The sequence below is a fragment of the Paracoccus saliphilus genome (assembly GCF_028553805.1).
Taxonomy (GTDB): domain Bacteria; phylum Pseudomonadota; class Alphaproteobacteria; order Rhodobacterales; family Rhodobacteraceae; genus Paracoccus; species Paracoccus saliphilus.
The window spans coordinates 3,257,332-3,282,528 of sequence record NZ_CP067140.1 but is presented as its reverse complement, the minus strand read 5'-3'; the positions used below and the strand labels follow the sequence as shown (position 1 = coordinate 3,282,528).

Annotated in this window: 24 protein-coding genes and 1 pseudogene; 18 read left to right on the top strand and 7 right to left on the bottom strand. The window is 62.1% G+C overall.

Annotated features, from left to right (window positions below; genetic code table 11):
• Positions 1–25 precede the first annotated feature (25 nt).
• From JHX88_RS15835 to JHX88_RS15795, 9 genes are all read left to right on the top strand, one after another.
• A complete protein-coding gene (locus JHX88_RS15835; RefSeq protein ID WP_272848054.1) occupies positions 26–1,063 on the top strand; it encodes a hemin-degrading factor in 1,038 nt (345 codons plus the stop codon).
• Positions 1,060–1,923, top strand: coding sequence for a heme/hemin ABC transporter substrate-binding protein (locus JHX88_RS15830; protein ID WP_076526721.1), 864 nt, complete (start codon positions 1,060–1,062; stop codon positions 1,921–1,923). The genes JHX88_RS15835 and JHX88_RS15830 overlap by 4 nt, the downstream gene beginning before the upstream one ends.
• Positions 1,923–2,993 carry a FecCD family ABC transporter permease gene (locus JHX88_RS15825; RefSeq protein WP_076526720.1) on the top strand — a complete coding sequence of 357 codons (1,071 nt, stop codon included), beginning with the start codon at positions 1,923–1,925 and terminating at the stop codon, positions 2,991–2,993. Before JHX88_RS15830 ends, JHX88_RS15825 begins: the two co-directional genes overlap by 1 nt.
• Complete coding sequence (locus tag JHX88_RS15820; protein WP_076526719.1) at positions 2,990–3,781, top strand: heme ABC transporter ATP-binding protein; 792 nt, start codon at positions 2,990–2,992, stop codon at positions 3,779–3,781. Before JHX88_RS15825 ends, JHX88_RS15820 begins: the two co-directional genes overlap by 4 nt.
• Positions 3,782–4,434: 653 nt before the next feature.
• Positions 4,435–5,271, top strand: coding sequence for a cytochrome c oxidase subunit II (gene coxB, locus JHX88_RS15815; RefSeq protein ID WP_076526793.1), 837 nt, complete (start codon positions 4,435–4,437; stop codon positions 5,269–5,271).
• Between the two features lie 90 nt (positions 5,272–5,361).
• On the top strand, positions 5,362–7,137 hold the full coding sequence (locus JHX88_RS15810; RefSeq protein ID WP_076526718.1) for a cbb3-type cytochrome c oxidase subunit I: 1,776 nt from the start codon (positions 5,362–5,364) through the stop codon (positions 7,135–7,137).
• A complete protein-coding gene (locus JHX88_RS15805; protein ID WP_076526717.1) occupies positions 7,134–7,832 on the top strand; it encodes a cytochrome c oxidase subunit 3 in 699 nt (232 codons plus the stop codon). Before JHX88_RS15810 ends, JHX88_RS15805 begins: the two co-directional genes overlap by 4 nt.
• Before the next feature lie 10 nt (positions 7,833–7,842).
• Positions 7,843–8,559, top strand: a complete 717-nt coding sequence (locus JHX88_RS15800) for a heme-copper oxidase subunit III family protein (protein ID WP_076526716.1) — start codon at positions 7,843–7,845, stop codon at positions 8,557–8,559.
• 9 nt (positions 8,560–8,568) lie between these two features.
• Entirely contained in the window at positions 8,569–8,934 is a 366-nt protein-coding gene (locus JHX88_RS15795; RefSeq protein WP_076526715.1) for a cytochrome C oxidase subunit IV family protein, read from the top strand.
• A gap of 159 nt (positions 8,935–9,093) precedes the next feature.
• Here JHX88_RS15795 and JHX88_RS15790 read toward each other — a convergent pair whose 3' ends face one another.
• Genes JHX88_RS15790 through JHX88_RS15780 form a run of 3 tightly spaced genes read right to left on the bottom strand, consistent with a single transcriptional unit; the run spans position 9,094 to position 14,202 of the window.
• On the bottom strand, positions 9,094–12,363 hold the full coding sequence (locus tag JHX88_RS15790) for an efflux RND transporter permease subunit (RefSeq protein ID WP_076526792.1): 3,270 nt from the start codon (positions 12,361–12,363) through the stop codon (positions 9,094–9,096).
• A gap of 10 nt (positions 12,364–12,373) precedes the next feature.
• Positions 12,374–13,540 (bottom strand): efflux RND transporter periplasmic adaptor subunit, encoded by a 1,167-nt coding sequence (locus JHX88_RS15785; RefSeq protein ID WP_076526714.1) that lies wholly within the window; start codon positions 13,538–13,540, stop codon positions 12,374–12,376.
• Positions 13,537–14,202, bottom strand: a complete 666-nt coding sequence (locus JHX88_RS15780; protein WP_076526713.1) for a TetR/AcrR family transcriptional regulator — start codon at positions 14,200–14,202, stop codon at positions 13,537–13,539. The genes JHX88_RS15785 and JHX88_RS15780 overlap by 4 nt, the downstream gene beginning before the upstream one ends.
• A gap of 101 nt (positions 14,203–14,303) precedes the next feature.
• Here JHX88_RS15780 and JHX88_RS22355 point away from each other — a divergent pair.
• The 4 genes and pseudogenes from JHX88_RS22355 (at position 14,304) to JHX88_RS15765 (ending at position 17,887) form a co-directional block, all read left to right on the top strand.
• Positions 14,304–14,589 (top strand): annotated as a pseudogene (locus JHX88_RS22355) (phosphogluconate dehydrogenase C-terminal domain-containing protein).
• A 173-nt stretch (positions 14,590–14,762) separates the two neighbouring features.
• Positions 14,763–15,077, top strand: a complete 315-nt coding sequence (locus JHX88_RS15775) for a DMT family transporter (RefSeq protein ID WP_076526712.1) — start codon at positions 14,763–14,765, stop codon at positions 15,075–15,077.
• Positions 15,078–15,272: 195 nt separating this feature from the next.
• Entirely contained in the window at positions 15,273–17,111 is a 1,839-nt protein-coding gene (ilvD, locus tag JHX88_RS15770; protein ID WP_076526711.1) for a dihydroxy-acid dehydratase, read from the top strand.
• Between the two features lie 155 nt (positions 17,112–17,266).
• Entirely contained in the window at positions 17,267–17,887 is a 621-nt protein-coding gene (locus JHX88_RS15765; protein ID WP_076526710.1) for a pyridoxamine 5'-phosphate oxidase family protein, read from the top strand.
• Positions 17,888–18,361: 474 nt separating this feature from the next.
• Here the strand turns inward: JHX88_RS15765 and efp are convergent, their stop codons facing one another.
• The gene (efp, locus tag JHX88_RS15760) at positions 18,362–18,925 is read right to left on the bottom strand and encodes an elongation factor P (protein ID WP_076526709.1); all 564 of its coding nucleotides are present in this window, start codon (positions 18,923–18,925) and stop codon (positions 18,362–18,364) included.
• 348 nt (positions 18,926–19,273) lie between these two features.
• Here efp and JHX88_RS15755 point away from each other — a divergent pair, with 348 nt between their 5' ends.
• Positions 19,274–19,600 (top strand): DUF6280 family protein, encoded by a 327-nt coding sequence (locus JHX88_RS15755; protein ID WP_042251710.1) that lies wholly within the window; start codon positions 19,274–19,276, stop codon positions 19,598–19,600.
• 79 nt (positions 19,601–19,679) lie between these two features.
• Here JHX88_RS15755 and JHX88_RS15750 read toward each other — a convergent pair whose 3' ends face one another.
• The 3 genes from JHX88_RS15750 to JHX88_RS15740 form a co-directional block, all read right to left on the bottom strand.
• Entirely contained in the window at positions 19,680–20,264 is a 585-nt protein-coding gene (locus JHX88_RS15750) for a cytochrome b/b6 domain-containing protein (protein WP_076526708.1), read from the bottom strand.
• Positions 20,264–20,719 (bottom strand): c-type cytochrome, encoded by a 456-nt coding sequence (locus JHX88_RS15745; protein ID WP_076526707.1) that lies wholly within the window; start codon positions 20,717–20,719, stop codon positions 20,264–20,266. The genes JHX88_RS15750 and JHX88_RS15745 overlap by 1 nt, the downstream gene beginning before the upstream one ends.
• Positions 20,720–20,877: 158 nt before the next feature.
• Positions 20,878–21,768, bottom strand: a complete 891-nt coding sequence (locus JHX88_RS15740; protein ID WP_076526706.1) for a DUF533 domain-containing protein — start codon at positions 21,766–21,768, stop codon at positions 20,878–20,880.
• A 233-nt stretch (positions 21,769–22,001) separates the two neighbouring features.
• Here JHX88_RS15740 and tuf point away from each other — a divergent pair, with 233 nt between their 5' ends.
• From tuf to JHX88_RS15720, 4 genes are all read left to right on the top strand, one after another.
• Positions 22,002–23,177 carry an elongation factor Tu gene (gene tuf, locus JHX88_RS15735; RefSeq protein WP_076526689.1) on the top strand — a complete coding sequence of 392 codons (1,176 nt, stop codon included), beginning with the start codon at positions 22,002–22,004 and terminating at the stop codon, positions 23,175–23,177.
• Between the two features lie 351 nt (positions 23,178–23,528).
• Positions 23,529–23,924 (top strand): VOC family protein, encoded by a 396-nt coding sequence (locus JHX88_RS15730; RefSeq protein ID WP_076526705.1) that lies wholly within the window; start codon positions 23,529–23,531, stop codon positions 23,922–23,924.
• Positions 23,921–24,334: a GFA family protein gene (locus tag JHX88_RS15725; protein WP_076526704.1), complete on the top strand. Its 414-nt coding sequence runs from the start codon at positions 23,921–23,923 to the stop codon at positions 24,332–24,334. Before JHX88_RS15730 ends, JHX88_RS15725 begins: the two co-directional genes overlap by 4 nt.
• A gap of 112 nt (positions 24,335–24,446) precedes the next feature.
• Positions 24,447–25,100, top strand: coding sequence for a CatB-related O-acetyltransferase (locus JHX88_RS15720; protein WP_076526791.1), 654 nt, complete (start codon positions 24,447–24,449; stop codon positions 25,098–25,100).
• Positions 25,101–25,197 lie beyond the last annotated feature (97 nt).

Sequence of the window (25,197 nt, the reverse complement as noted above, 5' to 3'; positions counted from 1 at the left end):
CGATGACCCGATGCAGCAGAGGCACATGATGAATGATCTGACCCCGGCGCGACTGCGCGAACTGAAACGAGACGCCACTGTCAGGCCCTATGACCTGGCGGCACAGCTTGGCCTGTCCGAGGCCGCGCTGGTCGAGGCAGAACTGGGTTACGGTGCCACGAGGATTGATCCGACGCTGGCCAGGCTGATCCCGGCGGTTCAAAAGCTGGGCGAGGTGATGGCGCTGACTCGCAACCGCTCTTGCGTGATCGAGAAGATCGGCACCTATAACGAATTTCATGATGGCGAGCATGCGGCCATGACGCTGGATGCCGAGATCGACATGCGCATGTTCCCGCGTCATTGGGCGCATGCCTATGCGGTCGAGGCGGCGGGTGCGGATGGTTCGCGTCGTTCGGTTCAGGTGTTCGACGCGGCAGGGGGCGCGGTTCACAAGGTGCATTTGCGCGCGGGATCGGATCTGGATGCCTGGGCCGAATTGGTGCGCGAATTGGCATTGCCCGATCAGGCCGGGATGTCGGATTTCGCGTCCCGCACCGGACCCGAGGGGGCCCGCATGTCCGAGGGGCAGGCCGAGACCCTTCGCGAAGAATGGGCGAAGATGACCGACACCCATCAGTTCAACACGCTCGTTCGGCGGCTGAAGATGAACCGGCTTGGCGCTTATCGCGTCGCCGGGACTCCGTTTGCCGAACCGTTAAGCGTCGAGGCGGTTCCGGCCCTGCTCGAACGGGTGCAGGCCGAGGGGCAGAAGGTGATGTTCTTTGTCGGTAATATGGGCTGTATCGAGATCCATTCCGGGCCAATCCGGACGCTGAAGCCGATGGGTCCGTGGTTGAACGTGCTGGACGACCGCTTCAACCTGCATTTGCGCGCCGATCACGTGGCCGAGGTCTGGCTGGTCGACAAGCCCACCACACGTGGCCCTGCCATATCGATCGAGGCTTTCGACGAGATGGGCACTCTGATCTTCCAATGTTTCGGAATGCGCTCCGACAGGGGCGGCGATCCCGATGCCTGGGCGCGTCTGACTCGATCCTTGCCCGCTGCAGGTGAAGCATGATCGCCCGTGCCGTATGCGCCGCCACGCTGGCCCTGTCATTGACCATGCCAGCGCAGGCCGACCCGCATCCCGACGCGGAGCGGGTGCTGGCCATTGGCGGATCGGTGACCGAGATCATCTATGCCCTGGGTCAGCAGGGCCGGCTGATCGCCCGCGACACGACCTCGAGCTTTCCCGCCGAGGCGCAGGAACTGCCCGATGTGGGTTACATGCGGGCCCTGTCTTCCGAAGGCGTGCTTTCGGTGAAACCCGACCTGATCCTGTCGGAAGAGGGGGCGGGTCCGCCTGAAACCGTCGCGATTCTGAAAGAGGCGGGAATTCCTTTCGAGACGATCCCGTCCGGCACGGATGCCGAGGGGCTGACCGCCAAGATCGAGGCCGTGGCCGAGGTGCTTGGCGTGCCAGAAGCCGCCGATGCGCCCGTCGAAGCGCTGAGGGCCGATCTTGACAGTTTGGCCGAGGCGACCGGCAATGAGGGGCAACCAAAGCGCGTCATGTTCATCCTGTCACTGCAAGGCGGCCGCGTGATGGCATCTGGGCAAGGGACCGAGGCCGACGCAATTATCCGCCTCGCGGGGGCAGAAAATGCGGTGCAAGGCGTCGAAGGTTACAAGCCGCTGACCGACGAGGCGATCACCTCCGCCGCGCCCGAGGTGATCCTGATGATGAAACGAGGCCCGGAAGACAGCGGCCATGCGGTGGCGGCCGAGGCGCTGATGACCAATCCCGCGATAGCCGCGACTCCAGCGATCGAGAGCGGCTCGGTGATCCGGATGGACGGCCTCTATCTGTTGGGCTTTGGGCCACGCACCGGACAGGCTGCGCTGGATCTGCATGACGCCATTTATGGAGGAACGTGATGGTTGCGCTCGATGCGTCCCAGGAAAGGCTGGCGGGTGATCGCCGTCATCTGGGGCGCTCTCTGGCATTCTGGCTACTTGCATTATTGGTCGCGATGGCGGTGCTGTCCCTGGGGCATGGTGCCTCTGGCGTATCGGCGCCTCGGGTTCTGGTCGATTGGCTGACCGGTCACGAGATCGCGCAAACTGATCGTGTGGTGCTGTTCGACATAAGACTTCCGCGCCTGCTGACCGGGATGCTGGTCGGGGCCGGACTGGCGGTGTCGGGGGCGATCATGCAGGGGTTGTTCCGTAATCCGCTGGCCGATCCCGGTCTGCTTGGGGTCAGCGCGGGTGCCTCGCTCGGGGCGATATCTGCCATCGTGCTGGGCGGTCTGTTGCCGCCCACCATCATCGCCGTCGCTGGCTGGCATCTGGTGCCGCTGGCGGCCTTCGCGGGCAGTTGGCTGGCGATGGTCACCCTTTACGGCATCGCCACACGGCAGGGGCGGACATCGGTGGCCACGATGCTGCTTGCGGGGATCGCCCTCGCCGCGATGATCGGGGCGGTCTCGGGACTGATCATCTATCGCGCAGATGATCAGCAGTTGCGCGATCTGACCTTCTGGGGGCTTGGTTCGCTGGCCGGGGCAAGCTGGGTCAAGCTGCTTGCCGCCGGACCCGTGATTGCCGCCGCGCTGCTCGTCTCGCCATTCCTGGCACGCGGCCTGAACGGGCTGGCACTCGGAGAGGCCTCTGCCGCCCATGTCGGCATCCGGGTGCAACGCGTCAAGACAACCGCCATCCTGATAACCGCCGCGGCGACTGGCGCCTCTGTCGCCATTTCGGGCGGGATCGGCTTCGTCGGTATCGTCGTGCCGCATTTGCTGCGCCTGCTCGCCGGACCGGATCATCGCTGGCTGCTGGTGAATTCCGCTTTGCTCGGTGCTTCGGTGCTGTTGGTGGCCGACATGATCAGCCGCACGATCATCGCCCCTGCCGAACTGCCCATCGGCATCATCACCGCGATGATCGGCGGGCCGTTCTTCATGTGGGTGCTGCTGTCGAACCGTCGGATGCTGGACGGATGAAACTGCGGGCACGCGATATACGGCTCCATCTGGGCCGGTCCGAGATCCTGCATGGCGTCGATCTGACCGCATGCGCCGGGCAGTTGACGGCCATCATCGGTCCCAATGGCTCGGGCAAGACCACCTTGCTGCGTGCCTTGACCGGCGAAATCGTTCCGACCTCTGGTCATGTTACACTGAACGGCCGGGATGTCAGTGCCATGCACCCCGAGGAACTGGCCTTGACCCGCGCCGTCCTGCCGCAGCAAAGCGCATTGAGCTTTCCCTTCACCGTGGCCGAAATCATCCGCATTGGCCTGACGGCCACCCATGCAGGACAGGGCAGCGAGAGCGACGGCCTGATCCGCGCAGCCCTGATCCGGGTCGGTTTGCCGGAACATGCCGGGCGACTGTATCAGGAGCTCTCGGGCGGAGAGCAGCAGCGGGTGCAACTGGCCCGGACCCTGGTGCAGATCTGGCATCCGGTGGGAAGGGACAGCCCGCGCTGGCTGCTTCTGGACGAGCCGGTCAGCAGTCTCGACATCGCCCAGCAACTGACCGTGATGCGGCTTGCCGCCGATTATGCGCGGCAGGGCGGTGGGGTGGTGGCAATCATGCATGATCTCAACCTGACCGCGATGTTCGCCGATCATGTCCTGCTGATGCAGGAAGGCCGCGCGGTTTCCGAGGGCCCTCCCGCCGAGGTGTTGACCGATCACATGCTTTCCGGGGCCTATGGTTGCAGCTTGCAGGTCAACCATACTCCGTCCAACGGTGTCTGGCTGCTGCCGCAGGGTGCGGCGCTGTAATCAGTGCCGTTCAGCCGAATTTCATCAGCGACGCCGACAATTCCGGATGGGTTTTCGCGTAATCCACCAGTTCCCCCGTCGGCGACCTCCCATGCCTGCCGGATCGCGCGTATTCCGGCGTCGGCCGCCCCGCTATGCGCGAGGCGCTACAATCGCGGGCTGATCACCATCAACCATGGCGAACGTTCCCGCGTGAACGAGATCAATCCGGCCACGGTCCTGCACCGGTCGGACGAGTTGGCGCGGCTGGTTCTCAGTTCCGCGCCGGGAACTCGGATCACCTGAAACATGCCCGGCAGATGTTCGAGATGGGAATGGTGGGGTCGCCATGGAGAAGGCGGCGGCCGAGGATATCGCCGAATTGCGCGAACTGGTCGAGCGGCAGCCGGGGGGGAGGCGGGAAATGCCACGGCCTTCATCTCGATCGACATGGCGTTTCACCGCAAGCTGGCCTGATCCCCGTAGACTCCTCCTGGGCCGCAGGCATTGAACCAATCGAAGCGGCCATCAGGGGCGATCCTTTTCGACAGGATGGCAACTACCCTATCTTAACTGGATTTTTTGGGTTTTTTCTCTTACAATCATGACAGTTAACGAGAATGCGGCTGCTGCTATGCCCGCATGTCGAAACGAAAAATCAGGATGTGCGCAACATGATGATCGCACTTGTCCTTGCTCTGGTCGTTGTCGCTTCAGTGGCATTCCATCTCCTTAGCCCGTGGTGGTGGACGCCGATTGCGTCGAACTGGGATTATATCGACAACACACTGATCATCACGTTCTGGATCACCGGAGTCGTCTTTGCGGCAGTCGTCCTGTTCATGGCGTATTGCGTGTTCCGCTTTCGTCACCAAGAGGGCCGCAAAGCGGATTTCAACCCTGAAAACAAACGGCTTGAGATCTGGCTGACGGTTGCGACGGGGGTGGGTGTGGCCGCCATGTTGTTGCCGGGGCTGTTCGTATGGAAGCAGTTCGTGACGGTTCCGGATGCCGCCACCGAAGTCGAGGTCGTCGGGCAGCAATGGTTCTGGAACTTCCGTCTCCCGGGTAAGGACGGACAGCTTGGCACGTCAGATCCGCAGTGGATGAATCTGGACAATCCGCTGGGCGTCAACCCGCATGATCCGACCGGCACCGACGACGTGATCGTCGAGGGCGGTGAGTTGTACCTGCCGGTGAACCGGCCGGTGAAGATGTCGCTGCGCTCGATCGATGTTTTGCACAATTTCTACGTTCCCGAGTTCCGCGCCAAGATGGATATGGTTCCCGGCATGGTGACCTATTTCTGGTTCGAGCCGACGCGCACCGGGGAATTCGAGGTGCTTTGCGCCGAATTATGCGGGACCGGTCATGGCTTCATGCGAGGCTATGTCCAGGTGGTGGAACAAGAGGAATATGACGAGTGGCTGCAAGAGCAGCTGACCTTCGCCGAATATGCGAATGCGGTGCCGGTGGAAGATCAGCCGACACGCCTGGTGAAGGGAAACTAGGCTCCGGGAGGGGAGAGTGCCGGCAGGACAATACAAACCCGCCAAACGTGCCGCACCGCGCTGACGGTGCAACCGAACAGGAGGAGTAACATGGGCGATATTCGTCACGAGGCCGGTACCGAGCTTCCGCCGCTCGAAGTGCCCGACGTCATGCCTCCGCATGCCCATGGCTGGTGGGGCAGATATGTATTCTCGCAGGACGCCAAGTATATCGCGATCCAGTATGCCTGCACCGCGCTGGCGATCGGACTGGTCGCCCTGGTTCTTTCCTGGCTGATGCGGCTGCAGCTCGGGTTTCCGGGCGTGTTCGATTTCATCACCCCCGAAGCCTATTACCAGTTCATCACCATGCATGGCATGATCATGGTGATCTATCTTCTGACGGCGATCTTTCTTGGCGGGTTCGGCAATTACCTGATTCCGCTGATGGTGGGCGCCCGCGACATGGTGTTTCCCTTCGTCAACATGCTCAGCTACTGGATCTATCTGCTGGCGGTGCTGGTGCTGGTGGCAAGCTTCTTCGTGCCCGGAGGGCCGACCGGGGCGGGCTGGACGCTGTATCCGCCACAGGCGATCCTGTCGGGCACGCCCGGCGGGCAGCAGGCAGGCATTGTCCTGATGCTGGTCTCGCTGATCCTGTTCATCATCGGTTTCACGATGGGCGGGCTGAATTACGTCGTCACTGTGCTGCAGGCACGCACCCGCGGCATGACAATGATGCGGCTGCCGCTGACCATCTGGGGCATTTTCACTGCCACCGTGATGGCGTTGCTGGCATTTCCGGCGTTATTCGTGGCCTGCGTCATGATGCTGTTCGACCGGCTTCTGGGCACCAGCTTTTTCATGCCCATGCTGGTCGAGATGGGCGAAAAGCTAAGCTATGGCGGCGGCAGCCCGATCGCGTTCCAGCACCTGTTCTGGTTCTTCGGCCATCCCGAGGTCTATATCGTCGCACTACCGGCATTCGGCATCGTGTCGGACCTGATATCGGTGCATGCCCGCAAGAACATCTTTGGCTACCGGATGATGGTCTGGGCCATCGTGATCATCGGCGCACTCAGCTTTGTCGTCTGGGCGCATCACATGTATGTCAGCGGCATGCATCCGTGGTTCGGTTATTTCTTCGCCACCACGACATTGATCATTGCCGTGCCGACCGCGATCAAGGTCTATAACTGGGTGCTGACGCTGTGGCGCGGTGACATCCACCTGACATTGCCGATGCTATTCGCGCTCGCCTTCATCGTCACCTTCGTCAATGGCGGGCTGACCGGACTGTTCCTGGGCAATGTTGTCGTCGACGTGCCGCTGTCGGACACGATGTTCGTGGTTGCGCATTTCCACATGGTCATGGGCGTCGCCCCGATCATGGTGATCTTCGGGGCGATCTATCACTGGTATCCCAAGATCACCGGCCGGATGCTGAACGAGGCGATGGGCCAGGTCCATTTCTGGGTCACCTTCCTTGGCGCCTATGCGATCTTTTTCCCGATGCATTATGTCGGGCTGGTCGGTGTGCCGCGACGTTATTACGAGTTGGGTGAGCCGGCCTTCATGACCACATCGGTCGAAGGGCTCAACGCCTTCATCTCGGTTGCCGCATTGGTTGTTGGCGCCGCGCAGATGCTGTTCCTGTTCAACCTCGGCTGGAGCCTGCGCCATGGGCGCGATGCCGGACCCAATCCCTGGCGTGCGACCAGCCTGGAGTGGCAGACTCCGGATACCCCGCCCAGACATGGTAACTGGGGCGAATCCCTGCCGCTGGTCTATCGCTGGGCCTATGATTACAGCGTGCCCGGCGCGGCAGAGGACTTCATCGCCCAGAACGATCCCGTCACACCCGAGCATCCCGGAGGCCGGCTGTGAACATTATCCTCGCCTTTCTCGCCGTTCTCATCGCGATCATCGGCTGGTGGCTGTCGCGCCAGCGGCTTTTTTCCAAGCCATGGCTGGAAACCGGTGCGCCGCCAGCGATAACCGAGGCATCACCCGTCGCGCCGCAAAAGCTTGGGCTGGGCGTTTTCCTCGCGGTGGTCGGAGGGCTTTTCGCGATGCTGGGGAGCGCCTTCGTCCTGCAGATCGACGCGACGCCGTGGCAATTGGTCCCGCTGCCCCGGTTGGTCTGGATCAATACCGCAGTACTGTTGTCCAGCAGCCTTTTCCTGCAAATCGCGGTAGCTGCCGCGAGGCAGGGCGAGGCTCGGTTGCTCAACTGGTCCCTTGCCGCGGGCGTGTTGTCCACGCTTGCCTTTCTGGTCGGCCAGATCGCGGCATGGGACATGTTGACGACAAGCGGCTACGTTCTTGCCGGGGCACCGGCCGCCAGCTTCTTCTACCTGATCACCGGCTTGCACGGGCTCCATATCCTGGGCGGTCTGATGGCGATGGGAGCGGTCTGGCTGCGGCTTGCCCGACAGCCGGAGCCTCGGCGGGTGCAGGCCATCGTCGCGCTTTGCGCGCTCTACTGGCACGCCCTGCTGTTAATCTGGATCCTGCTGCTTGCGCTGTTTACCGGGTGGGGCAACGAATTCCTGGCGCTTTGCCGGTCCGTACTGAGATGAGGGGGAAGCAATGGCCGATGTGACACTCAAGAAGACGCCGCCGGAACACCCCGAGGGACTTGCCGGCTTTGTCGCCGACTGGAGTTCGGATCAACGCACCTTCAAGCAGGTCTCCTGGGGTAAGGCGATGATGTGGATCCTGCTTCTGAGCGACACCTTCATCTTCGGCATTTTCCTGGTTGCCTATATGGTTGCACGCAGTTCCACCCCTGAAACCTGGCCAAACGCCAGCGAAGTTTTCGCGCTGCATATCGGCGGGGCGGATATGCCGCTGATCCTGATCGCGATCATGACCTTCGTCCTGATCTCGTCCTCGGGAACCATGGCCATGGCGGTCAACAGCGCCTATCGGCGGGCGCGCGGCCCGACCGCCTTGTTGATGCTGGTCACCGCATTGCTCGGAGCGGGTTTTGTCGGCATGCAGGCTTTCGAATGGTCGAAACTGATTTCCGAGGGCGTCCGGCCCTGGGGCAACCCGTGGGGAGCCGAGCAGTTCGGCGCAAGCTTCTTCATGATCACCGGCTTTCACGGCACGCATGTGACCATCGGAGTCATCTTCCTGTTGCTGGTGGCGCATCGGGTCTGGCGGGGCGATTTCGATCTCGACCGGCGCAGCTGGCTATCGCGCGGCAACGGCGATTACGAAAGCGTCGAGATCATGGGTCTTTACTGGCACTTCGTCGACCTGGTCTGGGTCTTCATCTTTGCATTCTTCTATTTGTGGTAGGGAGGGATCATGGAGCAATCGTCAATGGAGCATCAGCCGCAGGCAGCAACCGTCGGCGGTACTCACGAAGGCCAGCAGCACCCGATCAGGCTCTACCTCATGGTCTGGGGCCTTCTGTTCGTGCTCAGCGCGGCGTCCTATCTGGTGGATTACATGGAGTTTCAGGGAGGGCTTCGCTGGAGCCTGATCCTGATCTTCATGATGCTGAAAGCGGGTCTGATCGTCGCGGTCTTCATGCATATGGCATGGGAACGGCTGGCGCTTGGCTATGCGATCCTGCTGCCGCCATTCATCATTCTGGTCTTTGTCGTCATCATGGTGTTCGAATCCGACTACACCCTGCTGACGCGATTGACGGAATTCGCCACCCAATAGTAGCGGACCACCCGGAAAAAGGGCGACTGAACTGATCCCGACAGCATATCAGGATGGGCCGAGATCAGAGTCATGCGCTACTATGCGTGAAAGGGCGTGTCCTGCCTTGAGACGGGATAGCGCAACAATTCCCCAAAGAAAGTCAATCGGGTTCAAGGCTTACTCCACGACCACCGACAGCCGGGGTTTGCTGTCATGCGGGCGGTCGTCCTCCAAGCGGGTAACACGGCTCTCCAGTCCCGCGATTCCGGCGGCGATCTCTTCAGGGGCAAGCGGCTCGGTTTCCTCTTCCTTGCGACCGATCATGCCGCGTGTCAGCCGGGCCAGCAGCCGCGACAAGTCGTCCATGATCAGGAAGAAGGCCGGCACGACCAGAAGCGATAGCACGGTCGAAACGATGATCCCCCCGATAACCGCCGTTGCCATGGGCGCGCGGAAGGACCCTCCTTCACCCACACCGAGGGCCGAGGGCAGCATCCCCGCCGACATGGCGATCGAGGTCATCACGATGGGCTGGGCGCGCTTGTGCCCGGCCTCCATCACCGCCTTGATCCGGTCCATCCCCTGCCGTCGCATCTCGATGGCAAAATCGACCAGCAGGATGGCGTTCTTGGTCACGATCCCCATCAGCATCAGGATGCCGATCATCACCGGCATGGATACTGGTGACGAGGTCAGGATCAGTGCCGCCGCGACGCCACCGATGGCCAGAGGCAGCGACAAGAGGATGGTAAAGGGCTGGATCACGCTGCCGAACAGCAGGATCAGCACTGTCAGCACCAGCATCAGCCCCATGATCATGGCGTTGCCAAAGCTCTCCATCAATTCGGCCTGGATCTCGGCATCACCGGATTCGGCCACCCGCACGCCGGGTGGCAGATCGACGCCGTGAACGAGTTCGTTGAAGCGTTCCGTCGCCGAACCGAGGGCCACACCAACGGGTAAGCTGGCACCGATGGTCGCCTTGCGGGTGCGGTTCAGCCGTTCGATGGATGAGGGGCCTTCGCCGATGCGGATATCGGCAACGGATTTCAACGGCACCGAGTCGCCGGTGACCGTCGCGACACGCAGGGCGCCGATCCGGGCAAGATCGCCGCGCGTCGCATCGTTCAGCCGCACCCGCACCGGCACCAGCCGGTCGTCGATCGCCAGCTTGGCCAGTGCCGCATCGATATCGCCGATGGTCGCCACCCGCACTGTCGCGGCGATGGCAGCCGTGGTCACGCCGAGCCGCGCCGCCTCGTCGGGCTTGGGCGTGATCTGCAATTCGGGCCGTGGCAACGCGCCTTCGGTGCCGACATCGGCCAGCAGGGGATCGCCGCTCAACGCATCCTCCAGCATGGCGACGGCCCGGTTGAGGCTCTCGTCATCATTCGACAGGATCGAGAAGGACAGGTCGCGCTCTCCCCGGTCGTTCAGCCGATAGGCGCGGATATCCGGGACATCGCGCAAAAGCAGGGCAATCTCGGCCTCGATCCGGTTCTGGGGCTTGGTCCTGCCCTCGCTTTCGAGATCCGGCACGATGACAGAGAGCAAGGGTACCGAATTACCGATCTCAGCCAGCTTGTGCAGCAGTGAATGGTCAAGCTTGTCCAGAAGCACCGTCACCGAGGCGCGGCGGATATCGAGATCGCCGGTCGGCGACGAGCCGCCCAGCACGAAGATGTCTTTCACGCCCTCGATCTCGCGGATGCGTTCGGTCATGGTGCTGGTCGCGTGCTCGGTTTCCTCGAGCGTCGCGCCGGGCGGCAGCTCGACACTGATCGAGATACGGCTGACATCCTCGGGCGGCAGGAAGCTGCCGGGGACCTTCAGCATGAAGAAGACCGAAACGATCAGCACCAGTATCGCGGTCAGCATGGTCAGGTACTTGTGGCGGGTGGTCATCGCCACGAAACGCAGATAGCCGCGCATCACCGGACCGTCGCGCTGGCCCTCCTCGTGACCGGCGGCATCCTTGTCGCGCATCAGGTAGGCGGCCATCATCGGCGTGATCAGCCGCGCCACCAGCAGCGAGAACGCCACGGCGATGGCCACGGTCAGGCCGAATTGCCGGAAATACTGGCCCGGAATACCGGGCATGAAGCTGACCGGCACGAACACGGCGATGATGGTGAAGGTGGTCGCGATCACCGCCAGCCCGATCTCGTCGGCAGCATCCATGGCGGCGCGATAGGGCGTCTTGCCCATGCGGATATGGCGGGCGATATTCTCGATCTCGACGATCGCGTCATCGACGAGGATACCGGTGGCCAGCGTAAGCGCAAGGAAGCTGACAAGGTTAAGTGAGAAGCCCAGCAGGTCCATCATCCAGAAGGTCGGAATGGCCGAGAGTGGCAAGGCGACGGCAGCGATGAGGGTGGCCCGCCAGTTGCGCAGGAAGGCAAGCACCACCAGCACCGCCAGCAGCGCGCCCTCCAGCAGCGTATGCAGCGCGGCCTCGTAATTGCCATAGGTGTAGTAGACCGTATCGTCGACGAGGGTGATCCCGACCTCGGGATGTTCGGTCCGCAGCTCGTCCAGCATCTCATTCGTCACTTCCGCAACCGAGACTTCGGAAGCGCCCTTGGCCCGGAACACGGCGAAGGTCACGACCGGCGCGCCGTTGAAACGCGAAAACGACCGCAGTTCTTCATAAGTGTCGGTGATCGTCCCCAGTTCCGACAGCCGGACATAATGCCCGCCACCGAGCGCAATGGTGGTGCGGGAAAGCTGTTCGACGGTGCTGGCGTCGCCCAGGGTGCGGATCGCCTGCTCTCCGGCGCCGAGTTCCGCCCGGCCGGAACCGAGATTGGTGTTGGTCAGCCGCAGTTGCGAGCTGACCTGCTCGGCCGTCACATCATGGCTGGCGAGCCGCACCGGATCGAGTTCGATGCGGATCTCGCGATCGGCGCCACCAAAGCGGTCCACCCGTCCGATGCCGGGCCGACCCTGAAGGGAGCGCTTGATCTTGTCGTCCACGAACCATGACAGCGCTGCCATCGTCATGTCAGGGGCCGAGACGGCAAAGGTCATGATCGCCTGACCCTCGACATCGATACGGCTGACTATGGGGGTCTCCACGTCGCCCGGCAGATCCCCTATGACCTTGTCGATGGCATCCTTGGTGTCCTGCACCGCCTTGTCGGTCGGCACTTCCATACGAAACTCGACCAATGTCTGGGACTGCCCGTCGGTCACGGTGGAAGTCACGTTCTTGACGCCGGAGATGCCCGCAACGGCATCCTCGACTTCCTTGGTCACCTGTGTCTCGAGCTCGGCCGGGGCGGCGCCGGATTGCGCCACCGTCACCGCCACAAGCGGCACATCGATATTGGGAAAACGGGTGATGGGCAGGCTGTTGAAACTTTGCCATCCCAGCATCAGCAGCATGAAGAATGCCAGAAGCGGCGCCACGGGATTGCGGATCGCCCAGGCTGAGAAATTCATGGTTTCGCCCTCATTGCGCGTCAGCCAGAACGGCGTTGACCCGGTCGCCATCACGGACAAAGGCGGCGGCCTTGCTCACCACCCGATCACCCTCGGCAACGCCCGAGACGATTTCCACCATGCCCACATCGCGAATGCCGGTTTGCACCGGCACCTCGTGCACCACGCCATCTTCGGCCAGCATCACCACCGCCTCTCCATCGGCATCGCTGCCGACAGCCGTCACCGGTACCGCCAGACCCTCGCGCTCGGCCAGGATGATCTCTGCATCCGCATACATACCCGACCGCAACGCATTCGACTCATCGATGAAGATCCGTGCGATGCCGAGCCGGGTCGTGGCGCTGATCCCCGGTTCGACCAATCGCAGTGTGCCGGCGATCGGTGCCTGGCCACCGACATTGCGGATCAATGCCGGCATTCCCGGCTTAAGTCGCAGCAGATCCGCCTCGGAAATCTCTGCACGCAGCTCCAGCGCCCCGTCCTTCATCAGCACGAACATGGGTTCACCCGCCGCGCTGGCGACCGCGCCGACTTGGGCGTTGCGGGTCAGTACCTCGCCCGCCACCGGGGCGACGACATCGGTGCGCTTCAGGTTCAGTTCCACATCGGCAAGCTGCGCCTCGGCCAGATCGACCTGCGCCTGCGACGCCTCCAATGTCTGCCGGGCCACGGTGACCCGCGCCGCCGCGGAAACCGCTGCAGCCTGCGCCTGGTCATAAGCCGCCTGAGAAGCATTGCCGCGCTCTCGCAACGCGCGGTTGCGTTCGGCCACGCGCTGCGCTTCGTCCGCGGACGAGCGCGCCTCGAGAACCTGTGCTTCGGCCTGCGCCACCGTTGCTCGCGCCGAGGCCAATCCGGCCCGAAGCTGGCTCTTTTGCAGCTCCAGCGCGGCTGTAGACAAGCGGGCCAACACCTGGCCCGCCTCGACATGATCGCCGACATCGGCCTCCAGCGTCTCGATTGGCTGGCCCTCGACCAATGGCTGGACAGTGACTTGCTCCACTGCGCCTACAAGCCCCCCGGCGATCACCCGGTCGCGCAGGACCATCCGCGTGACCTCGGAAACCGTAATCGCGGGGGGTGCGGGTTGGGTAGTGGCGTCAGCTTCCTCTTCCGCCGCCCAGGCAGGCAGGGCAAGCAACAGAACCAGCGCGGAAAGAATCCTGCACCTCATTTCGGCTCCCTTGGCCTTGCAGCGGCCACTTCATCAAGGATCATGTCGATCAGGCGCTGGACCAGCGCCGTCAGATCGTCATGCGACAACCTGCATTGCGCGCTTGGGCCATGCGCCTGGATGGATGTCGTCTTGACCAGCATCACCACCATCGCCGCATGGGGAAGAAAGCGACGCTCCGCCTCGTCCTGCGATACATCGGCGATCAGCGCAAAGGCGGCGACCAGATAACTGGTTATCCCGCGCTCCATATGCTGGACGACGGTGCCGATCTCGGGTTTGCGCTGCGCCGCCGCGGTGATCTCGGCCCAGAGCGAGGCATCCTCGACACCACAGCATTCCTCGGCCACGCGCAGATGCAGCCCCTCACGCAGCGCCGCCAGCGGATCCTCGGCTGCGGCGACATCGGTGAATTTCTGCCCCACCTCCTCAAGATCGCGGGTGATGATCGCTGCCACCATCGCTGCCTTCGACGGGAAATAGCGGTAAAAATTACCCACGCTCATCCCTGCCGCCCGCGCCAGTTCCTGCATGGATGCGCCGTCAAAGCCTTTTTCGGCAAAGGTCTGGCGAATGCTGTCGAGTATCTCGTTCTCGCGCGGACGGACAGGGGTGTCGGCATCAGGATCTTGCGTGTCGAAAGGGATGGGACGAATGACCATGTCGAGGGAATGATTCCATAAGTGAACGTTCATTCACATGATTGATGATTAATCGTCACAGGTCAAGAGTTTGAATCTGAGTTCAATATGAAGTCGAGCAGATGGCGATGCTGGAGCCGGGTCTGTCCAAGACGATTTGCGCTTCGCTGCTCATTGGCATGCGCGAGGTGCCGGACGAATGCGTCCGGCGGGGTCAGCCATGAATGCACCCGTGACTTCCTGTTGGGACGTATGAACACCCTCGGTGCGGTGATCTTCGAGGATTGCGAGGGAGATTTCTCGGATGTAAGGCCATCGAATTCGGCAAACCGATGTAGATGCGCGACAACTGGAAGGCGCGTCTTCGAATGGGACGAAATCGCCGACAGCATCAAGCGGATCACCTGATCTCGCCGCCCGTTCCGACCACCCGCGTGGGCATGATCGCAACACCACCGATCGGGGTTACGCCCGCGCCCTTGACCGGGGCGGGGTGAAAGCCTAGCTCCAAAACCCGAGGACGACCTCCCCATCATGGGCAGCACTGCCGGGACGACCCGGCCCCTGTCACGAGGCTTTCCATGCCCTGGCTCACCCTTACCATCGCCGGTCTTCTCGAAATCGTCTGGGCCACCGCGATGAAGCAATCCGACGGTTTCACGAAACCCTGGCCCACCGGCATCATGGTGGTGGGCATGATCGCGTCCTTCTGGCTTCTGGCCATCGCCATGCGCCAGCTTCCGCTCGGCACCGCCTATATGGTCTGGACCGGCATCGGCGCCGTCGGCACCTTCATCCTCGGGATCGTCCTGATGGGAGAACCCGTCACTCCGGCCCGATTGTTTGCTGCCGCTCTCATCCTCGCCGGGATTCTCGCCATGAAAATGGCATCCTGACGCGCCCCTTCTTCTTTACCCAAATATCTCGGGGGAATCCGGCCCGCATGGGCCGGATGGGGGCAGGGCCCCCGATCCTTCTGGAACACAATCCCGTCATCCGACGACAGAATGCACCCTTGAATCCCGTGTTTCAGGTAATTTCCTTCCGTCGCAAGGGGTGATAAGGAAAGTCGCCAGCAAAGGAGATCCGTTATGCCCGCCTATCGTTCCCGCACCACCACCCACGGCCGCAACATGGCAGGCGCCCGGGGCCTGTGGCGTGCGACCGGGGTGAAGGACAGCGATTTCGGCAAGCCGATCATCGCTATCGTCAACAGTTTCACGCAATTCGTGCCCGGCCATGTGCATCTCAAGGATCTCGGTCAGCTCGTCGCGCGCGAGGTCGAATCGGCGGGCGGCATCGCCAAGGAATTCAACACCATCGCCGTCGATGACGGGATCGCGATGGGCCATGACGGGATGCTCTACTCGCTGCCCTCGCGCGAGGTCATCGCCGATTCCGTCGAATACATGGTCAACGCGCATTGCGCCGACGCGATGGTCTGTATCAGCAATTGCGACAAGATCACGCCGGGCATGCTGAACGCCGCGATGCGCCTGAACATCCCGGTGGTCTTCGTCTCGGGCGGCCCGATGGAGGCCGGCAAGGTCGTGCTGGAAAACGGCGAGATGAAAGCGGTCGATCTGATCGACGCGATGGTGGCCGCGGCTGACGACAATGTGTCCGAGGCCGATGTGATGACCATGGAGCAATCGGCCTGCCCGACCTGCGGCTCTTGCTCGGGCATGTTCACGGCCAATTCGATGAACTGCCTGACCGAGGCGCTTGGCCTGTCACTGCCCGGCAACGGTTCGACGCTGGCCACACATGCCGACCGCAAGCGGCTGTTTGTCGAGGCCGGGCACCTGATCGTCGATCTCGCCCGCCGTTACTACGAGGGCGACGATGCCAGCGTGCTGCCGCGCTCGATCGCCAATTTCAACGCTTTCAGCAATGCCATGACGCTGGATATCGCCATGGGCGGCTCGACCAATACCGTTCTGCACCTGCTGGCCGCTGCGCATGAGGGCGAGGTCGACTTCAGCATGGGCCATATCGACAAGCTGTCGCGCAAGGTGCCGGTGCTGTGCAAGGTCGCGCCAGCGAAATCCGACGTGCATATGGAAGATGTTCACCGTGCCGGGGGGATCATGGCGATCCTGGGCGAGCTGGATCGGGCAGGGCTGCTCGATACCTCGGTCGGCAATGTCCACGCGGGCACTTTGGCTCAGGCGCTGGACCGGTGGGATGTCGCCCGCACCGAGTCCGTCACCGTGCATGATTTCTACCGCGCTGCGCCGGGGGGCGTGCCGACGCAGACCGCCTTCTCGCAGGACCGCCGCTATGACGCGGTCGATCTGGACCGCGAGGCCGGGGTGATCCGCGATGCCGATCACGCCTTCTCGAAGGATGGCGGGCTCGCGGTGCTTTACGGCAACCTGGCCGAGGATGGCTGCATCGTCAAAACCGCGGGTGTCGATGAATCGATCCTGAAATTCGACGGCCCTGCCAATGTCTTCGAAAGTCAGGATTCCGCCGTGTCCGCCATCCTGACCGGCAAGGTCAAGGAAGGCGAGGTCGTGCTGATCCGCTATGAAGGTCCGAAAGGCGGACCCGGCATGCAGGAAATGCTCTATCCGACCAGCTACCTGAAATCCAAGGGCTTGGGCAAAGCCTGCGCGCTGGTTACCGATGGCCGCTTCTCGGGCGGCTCCTCGGGTCTGTCCATCGGCCATGTCTCGCCCGAGGCCGCCGAGGGTGGCATGATCGGGCTGGTCGAACAGGGCGACCTGATCCGGATCGACATCCCCAACCGGACCATAGAGCTGGCCGTGGACGATGCCGAACTGGCCCGCCGCCGCGAACTCCGCGAGGCCGAGGGCTGGAAACCGAAAGAGCATCGCAAGCGCAAGGTCTCGACCGCCCTGCGCGCCTATGCCGCGATGGCGACCAGCGCGGCCAAGGGAGCGGTGCGCGTTATCCCGGATTGATCCTGCCGACGGGGCGCAGACCTTTCCGGCAGAGGTTCCGCGCCGCGTGTCCTGCTGGCGATGGCACGCCTTCCACGCATCATGTGGACGGCAAGAAAGCAGCTTCCCCGCTCTGCGGGGGGCCTGCAAGAGTTGGCACAATTGGAGCGAAGCTCATGACCCCGGACGGGACCACCGAAATGACGCCCGAAAGACTGCGCGAAATCTATGGCGATCCTTCGCCTCGCGCCGCCGTCAAGGTGATCCGGAAATTCGACAGGCATTGCCGCCAATTCATCGAGCATTCCACCTTTCTTGTCCTGGCGAGTTCCGACGGAACCAATCTTGACGTGTCGCCCAAGGGTGATCCCGCCGGGTTCGTAACGGTCGAAACGGATACGACCCTGCTTGTGCCGGATCGTCCGGGCAATAATCGCATCGACGGGTTGTTGAATATCCTTCAGCACCCCAAGGTCGCCCTTCTCTTCATGATCCCGACTGTCAGCGAAACCCTGCGGGTCAATGGAACTGCCGAAATCTGCACTGACCCCGCCCTTTGCGACCGGTTTCAGGTGAACGGCCGCAGCCCGAAAACGGTTCTGAGGATCACCGCGGAAGAAATTTTTACCCATTGCGGCAAGGCACCGATGCGCGGGGGCCTCTGGAAGGCCGAGACATGGCCCGCAGCGCGTCCGGTCGCGTCACTGAATGAAATGATCCGGGATCACGGACAGGTGGAGGTTGAGTCCATCGAACAATCCGCTGTGGAAGACCGGTATCGGCAAACGCTGTATTAGCGCGTGTTGCGCCAATCCGGATGCGCCCCCTCCTTCTTCTTCATGCAAATATCCTCTGGGGGGCATCGGTTGGTGCGCCACTGGTTCGAGAGACCTGCCGGCGACGGGGCAGCGCCCCCGGCCATCGCGGAACGCAAATGCCCGGCATTTCCGATTCAACGCGACACGCTCTGGAACGAACGGCGTGAAGGCTGCCAGCCTACCGGGGGCGATTGTAGGCACCCGGGCGCTGCCAAGACGACCTGGTGCCGCCAATTATGAACCGCGACTTAATTTGTGACGTAACGTAATTTGTGCAACGCAAGCACCCTGTGTACGCGCAGTGTACAATCTGTGTACATGCAGTGTACGCGTTGTGCAGGCAAAAACCCAGCATTTGCTGGTCAAGCAGCATGATCTGTTGCGCATGAAAAAGGGACGCAACGCGCGCTGGTGTTGCGTCCCTTTTTGTCCGCGAGTTGCGAACGCTTTCGGTCAGGCGCGTTCGCTATATTCGAACATCTCGGTATTGACGACGATATCCTCGTCCTGGCCGATAAAGGGCGGCACCATGACCCGCACGCCATTGTCCAGAACGGCAGGCTTGTAGCTGTTGGCGGCGGTCTGACCCTTCACCACGGGCTCGGTTTCGACGACCTTGCAGGTGACTTTCTGGGGCAGCGAGACCGACAATGCCTCGTCGCCATAATACTCGATCGTGGCGGTCATGCCGTCTTGCAAGAAGGGGCGGCGCTCGCCCAACAGATCGGCGTCAAGCTCGGTCTGCTCGAAGGTTTCGCTGTCCATGAAGACCAGCTTGCCGTCGCTTTCATACAGGAATTGCTGGTCTTTCTGGTCCAGCCGGACACGCTCGATCTTGTCTTCGCTGCGAAAGCGCTCGTTCAGCTTGCGATTGTCACGCAGGTTTTTCAGCTCGACCTGGGCAAATGCGCCGCCCTTGCCGGGCTTGACATGGTTGACCTTCACGGCGGCCCACAGGCCCCCGTCATGCTCCAGCACATTGCCGGGTCGGATTTCATTGCCGTTGATCTTTGGCATGGAGGCACTCTTGGAACTGTTGCGGGAATTTCCGTCCAGGCATTGAACGGCGTTGTGCCGCCCCTATATCGGGACGGACGCCCTTAGGCAACAAGTTCGAAGCCGCGCGGATGTCAAGGCGATTTCCACCTATTGTCCAAGGGCCGGATCATGCCGAACACAGCGGGAATGTCACAATTTTCTACGAGTTGCATGATATGCATGGCAGATATGTGCTATGGGGAATATCGAATCGACGGCATAACGTCTAAGTCAACGTCACCGTCGGAGAAACGGAATTGATAAGAAAGGCCTGCACTTGGCCTGTAAGATGGTCATGGCAGAAGACCATAGAAACGGAAAGATGTTATGCGCGATTTTGTTGATGGCTCCGCTTTCAATTTCGAACAAGGCCAACGCGCCCGCAAGCTGTTTGCGGCTGTCGTGCTGGCTGCGCTTGATGATGCGATTGCGGATGACAAGAAATATGGCAATGGCCCCGAGCAGATTGCCCGTTGGGCCCGTTCGCGCGATGGCCGCGAGGTGCTGAGCTGTGCCGGGATCGACCCGAATGAGCGGGTGGTCAAGGGGTTGATGGAATTCGTGTCCAAGGGTGTCCGCACCTCGGTCGCGCTGTCCCGCGAAGAGAGCGAGCGCCGCATGGCTGCCGAAGCCGAAGAGGCCGAAGCCGCCTGATCGTTCCGCTCGACCGGATCATGAGGAAAAGGCCGCCCGAGGGCGGCCTTTCTCGTTCGGGCCCAGCCTGTCGTCCTGCTTATCGCCGGCGCACCCATTTCCAGCCGGTCAGCATCGGCCGGATCAGGTCCTCGTTCTTCCAGATCCGATAGAACAGGATCGCCACGATATGCAGCAAGACAAGGACCAGGATGATATTGGCGCCAAGCGCGTGCCAGGCATCGGCTTTCGTCGCGACATCGCTGCCGACCTTGCTTGCCAGCGGGCCGACATTCACGAAATCTTCGGGATCCGCGATCAGCCCGGTCCCGACCTGCCAGAACAGCGTCAGCAGCATGGCGATGACGGCCAGCGCGCCAAGAGGATTATGGCCGGGCCAATGGCTCGGCTGTCGCTTGCCCATGTCACGCAGATAGCTGGTCACGGCGCGGGGACCGTGGAAAAGGCTTGAAAAGCGTGCGCTTTCGGGACCGACAAATCCCCAGATCAGTCGGAACACCAGCAGCGCCACGATCGTGTAGCCCAGCCAGAAATGCAGCGTCATGATGTTGGGTCCGAACTGGCCCAACAGCCAGTTGGCGATCACCAGCACCGCAAGCAGCCAGTGGAATGCCCGCAAGGCCGGATCCCAGATCCTGACGCGGCGGGCCTGATCCTCAGCCATCAGTCCTTCTTGCGGTAATCATCGTGGCAGGCCTTGCAGGCTCCGCCCAGCTTTTGCAGGGCCGGGCCGATATTTTCTTGCCCGCCCATGACGGCATCACCCGCCCCGGTTGCGGCCTCGCCAAGATCGGCGAATTTCCGGGCGAAGTCCTCGGGGTTTTCCCAGATGGCCGGCAAGGCGTCGGAATCGTCAGCCTCGCCTTCGGCGGTGCCTTCGGGGAACAGGGCGGGGACGGTATAATTACTGAGGGTTTCGATATTCGCGCCCGCGGTCGAGGCGGCAGCCTCGTCATATTCGATCTCACCCTTCGCCATTCCGGCAAGCGTGCCCATGTTGATCGACAGCATCTTCATATAGCCGTGACGCGCCTCGATAGCGTCCTCGGCTGCATCGGCATGGGCGAACAGGGGAAGTGCGGCAGTTACGGCAATCGCGGTAAGGGAAATCAGGCGCATAAGAGTTCCTCGCTATATGCTGGGTAGCTTCGATGACATCCAGGAACGGCATCCGGAAATACCGTAATTCCATCTTGTCAGAGGGCTGTGCCGCAATCAATCGGAGCGATGACCGCTCACGCTTTTGCTATCGGCGTGAGCGGCCCGGGTCTTCGGGATCAGCTGTAAAGCCGAGTCGTGCCGACCTCGTCATGGATCTGGTTGACCGTCTCGCGCGGCAGGCCCATCGCCTCGGCCAGCGCATGCAGGTAGCGCGCCTCTTCCTCGTTGTCGAAATCGATGGCCAATAGCGACATCAGGTAGACCTGCGCCTCCAGCCCGTCGGGAACCTCTTGCGCCAGTGCCGCCGCATCGACCGGGGCTGCCATCTGCTCGCGGATGAATTGGCGTTCTTCGTCATCCAGCTCGTCGCCCAGGTGACCAAGCAGCCGTTCCTTCTCGGCTTCGTCGATGCGGCCGTCGGATTTGGCGGCCTGGATCATCGCCTTCAGCATAAGTCCGGCGGCGGCGTTCTGTTCCGGGGTGGGCGCGGTTTCGGGTTCGTCGTTGCGCGACAGCGAATCGTTGAAAAGCTCGCCAAAGCTCGCGTCGTTGCTGGGTTGCGAATCCTTGCGCGCCAGTCCGCCCGTGGCTGCGCCTGCCGCTCCGCCGACCGCGGCACCGCCCAGCAACCCGCCAAGCATGTCACCAAGCCCGCCCGAGCCGCTGCCCGACGCGCTTCTGCCGCCGGTCAACTGGCCCAGCATACCGCCAAGCCCGCCGCCACTGCTCCCGCCGCGGCCAGCCAGCCCGTCGAGCATTCCGCCAAGGCCGCCCTGGCTGCCACCGGAACCGCGGCCGCCCAGGACCTTGCCCAACTGGTCGGTGACGCTGCCGCCGCGCTGACCCTCGACATTGTTTCCGAGCAGGCCGTCCAGAAGTCCGCCGCCCGAGCGGTTCGCGGATGACCCGCTCTGCGAGCCTTGCTGTCGGTTTTTCATGAGATTGCCGACACCTTTCGCCAGCATGACCCCGGCGGCGACCTTTGCGAGAGATTTCATCAGGCTCATGAGTTTGTCCTTTCGGCTTGGAAAGCGGTTAACGATGACGTCGTTCAGGATGCGAACGTCAGCGGGCTGGCGCGGGTTCCCGAAAAGCTCGTGGAAGCCGTTGCGGCAAGGCGAAAAAATGCGCGATCAAAGCGGACTTCCAGCCCTTGATTTTTCCCCGGCGGCCTTATACATCGCGGCGCACGTTTAACCGGGGCCGTTTCATGCCATGCCCCGCGATCAGGAGGCCCTAGATGGCAAAGGCAAAGTTTGAACGGAACAAACCGCACGTCAACATCGGGACGATTGGTCACGTTGACCACGGCAAGACGACGCTGACGGCTGCGATCACGAAGTATTTCGGCGATTTCCGCGCCTATGATCAGATTGACGGCGCACCGGAAGAGAAGGCGCGCGGGATCACGATCTCGACGGCGCATGTCGAATACGAGACCGAGAACCGTCACTATGCTCACGTCGACTGCCCCGGCCACGCCGACTACGTGAAGAACATGATCACGGGCGCGGCGCAGATGGACGGCGCGATCCTGGTGGTGAACGCCGCTGACGGCCCGATGCCGCAAACGCGCGAGCACATCCTGCTGGGCCGCCAGGTCGGCATCCCGAAGATCGTGGTTTACCTGAACAAGGTTGACCAGGTCGATGACGAGGAGCTGCTGGAACTGGTCGAGATGGAAGTGCGCGAGCTTCTGTCGAGCTACGACTATCCGGGCGACGATATCCCGATCATCAAGGGCTCGGCCCTGGCTGCGATGGAAGGCCGTGATCCCGAGATCGGTGAGAACTCGATCAAGGAATTGATGGCTGCGGTCGACGACTACATCCCGACGCCTGAGCGCGCCGTGGACCAGCCCTTCCTGATGCCGATCGAGGACGTGTTCTCGATTTCCGGCCGCGGGACGGTTGTGACCGGCCGTGTCGAGCGTGGCGCGGTGAACGTGGGTGACGAACTGGAGATCGTGGGTATCCGCGACACCAAGAAGACCACCTGCACGGGCGTCGAGATGTTCCGCAAGCTGCTGGATCGTGGTGAAGCGGGCGACAATATCGGTGCGCTGCTGCGCGGCATCGAGCGTGACGGCGTTGAGCGCGGTCAGGTTCTGTGCAAGCCGGGTTCGGTGAAGCCGCATACGAAGTTCGAGGCCGAGGCCTATATCCTGACCAAGGACGAGGGTGGCCGTCATACGCCGTTCTTCGCGAACTACCGCCCGCAGTTCTACTTCCGGACGACGGATGTGACCGGGACGGTCAACCTGCCGGAAGGCACCGAGATGGTTATGCCCGGCGACAACCTGAAATTCGAGGTCGAGCTGATCGCGCCGATCGCGATGGAAGAAAAGCTGCGCTTCGCCATCCGCGAAGGCGGCCGCACCGTTGGCGCCGGCGTGGTGTCGAAGATCATCGAATGATCCCGGACAAGCGGATCGACTGAAACGTGACAGGGCCGTCCCATGGGGCGGCCCTTTTGCGTTCCCGCGCCCGGCGTCCCGGTCGCCATCGGGGAAGGGCAGGGGGCCGCAGGGCCGGGCCCAATACGCAACGGCTGTGTACGCCTTGTGTACAGGCTGTGCACGTCCCGTGTACGCATGTCACAACCGAAATCCCAGCAAATGCTGGCCAAACTGGCGTTGCGCAACTGCTCGTTGCATCGAACACCGCAGGCTGTCGTTGCGCGTCTTCCCATCTGTCAGGCCCTCTTGGGATACTGTCGTGTTTTGTCAGCAAGCTCATGGCATGTTCCGATATGAAAGGAGCATGCCATGATCGACCATATCGGATTTCCCGTCTCTGATCTCTCTGCCTCCCGTGCCTTTTATGAACGCGCGCTTGCGCCTCTAGGCATATCGCTGCTGATGGAGGTGACCGAGGAAATGACCGGCGGCCACGGCGCCCATCTGGGTTTTGGCCGCGATAACAAGCCGTTCTTCTGGATCGGGACTGGCCGCCCGGCCGCATCCGGGGCGCATGTCGCCCTTGCGGCCCCGGACCACGCGACAGTGGATGCGTTTCACAAGGCCGCACTGGATGCAGGTGGCCGCGATAACGGGGCGCCGGGACTGCGCCCTGTCTATCATCCTGATTATTATGGTGCTTTCGTTCTCGATCCGGATGGAAACAATATCGAAACAGTCTGCCACGGGGAGGGTGGGGCATGAAAACCTATCACGGAAGCTGCTTTTGCGGAGCGGTCGGTTTCGAGGCCGATGGCGATCTCGGCGAGGGCACGATGCGCTGCAATTGCCGATTCTGTCGCAAGATGCGCTATTGGGAGATGCGGCTGCCCGATCCCGACGGCTTTCGGCTGACGCAGGGGCGCGAATATCTGGCCGAGACCCCGCGCGCGCAGGATGACGCCATCGCCATGCATCACTGGTTCTGCTCGCGCTGCGGCACGAGATTATGGACAGAAGGCGACATCGCCGAAATGGGTGGCCGTTTCGTGCAGGTCGTGGTTCCTGCGCTGGACGACGCGACCGAGGCCGAGCTGATTGCCGCGCCCGTCTATTGGGCCGATGGAGCGGATGACAACTGGTGGAACCCGGCCCCCGAGACGCGGCACCTGTAGAGCTTCCATGCCGCCGGATTTCATGCTATGGGATGCGCTGACGAAGAAGGAGCAAGTGCCATGGACAATCTCGCGATCTGATCTAACCCGTTCAGAATCGAAAGGATTTTCCATGCCCGTCAAATTTCTTGACGCAACCTCTGCCTATCCGATGCGCTTTCCAGATGGTCGGATCAATCACGGCCTGGCTCACCTGAACCGCGTCATCGACCATCCGAATATAGAGGTCGGCGATTTCACCTATGCCAGCAGTTTCGCGCCGCCCGAAGATTGGGCCGCGCAACTGGCTCCCTACACATATCCCGGCGCGCCCGAGCGGCTGGTGATCGGGCGTTTCGGGCAGATTGCCGATGGTGTCCGGATCATCACCGCCTCGGCCAATCACCCGATGGCCGGTATCTCGACCTATCCTTTCGCGATTTTCGATCACGAGCGGGTTGGCGATTATATCGACCAGATCTCCGGTCTGCCCGATACGGTCATCGGCCATGATGTCTGGCTGGGCGATGGCGCCGTGATTCTGCCCGGAGCAATGCTCGGCAATGGCGTGATCGTCGGCGCTCGGGCGGTCGTGTCAGGCAAGGTGCCCGATTACGCGGTCGTCGCGGGGAACCCGGCGCGGATCGTCCGGATGCGTTTCGATCCCCCGGATATCCGGCGCTTGCAGGAGCTTGCCTGGTGGAACTGGCCCTTGGACCGGGTCGACGCCGCCACAGCCGCCCTGGCCGCTGGAGATGTCGAGGCATTGGCCCGGCTCGCCCCGTAAACGATCCATTCTCATCCCGGGGCGGGTTCGCTTGACATATACCGGAAATTTGGTCAGCACTTCCGCCCCGGCTCCTTTCACAAACTGCCAGTTCAGG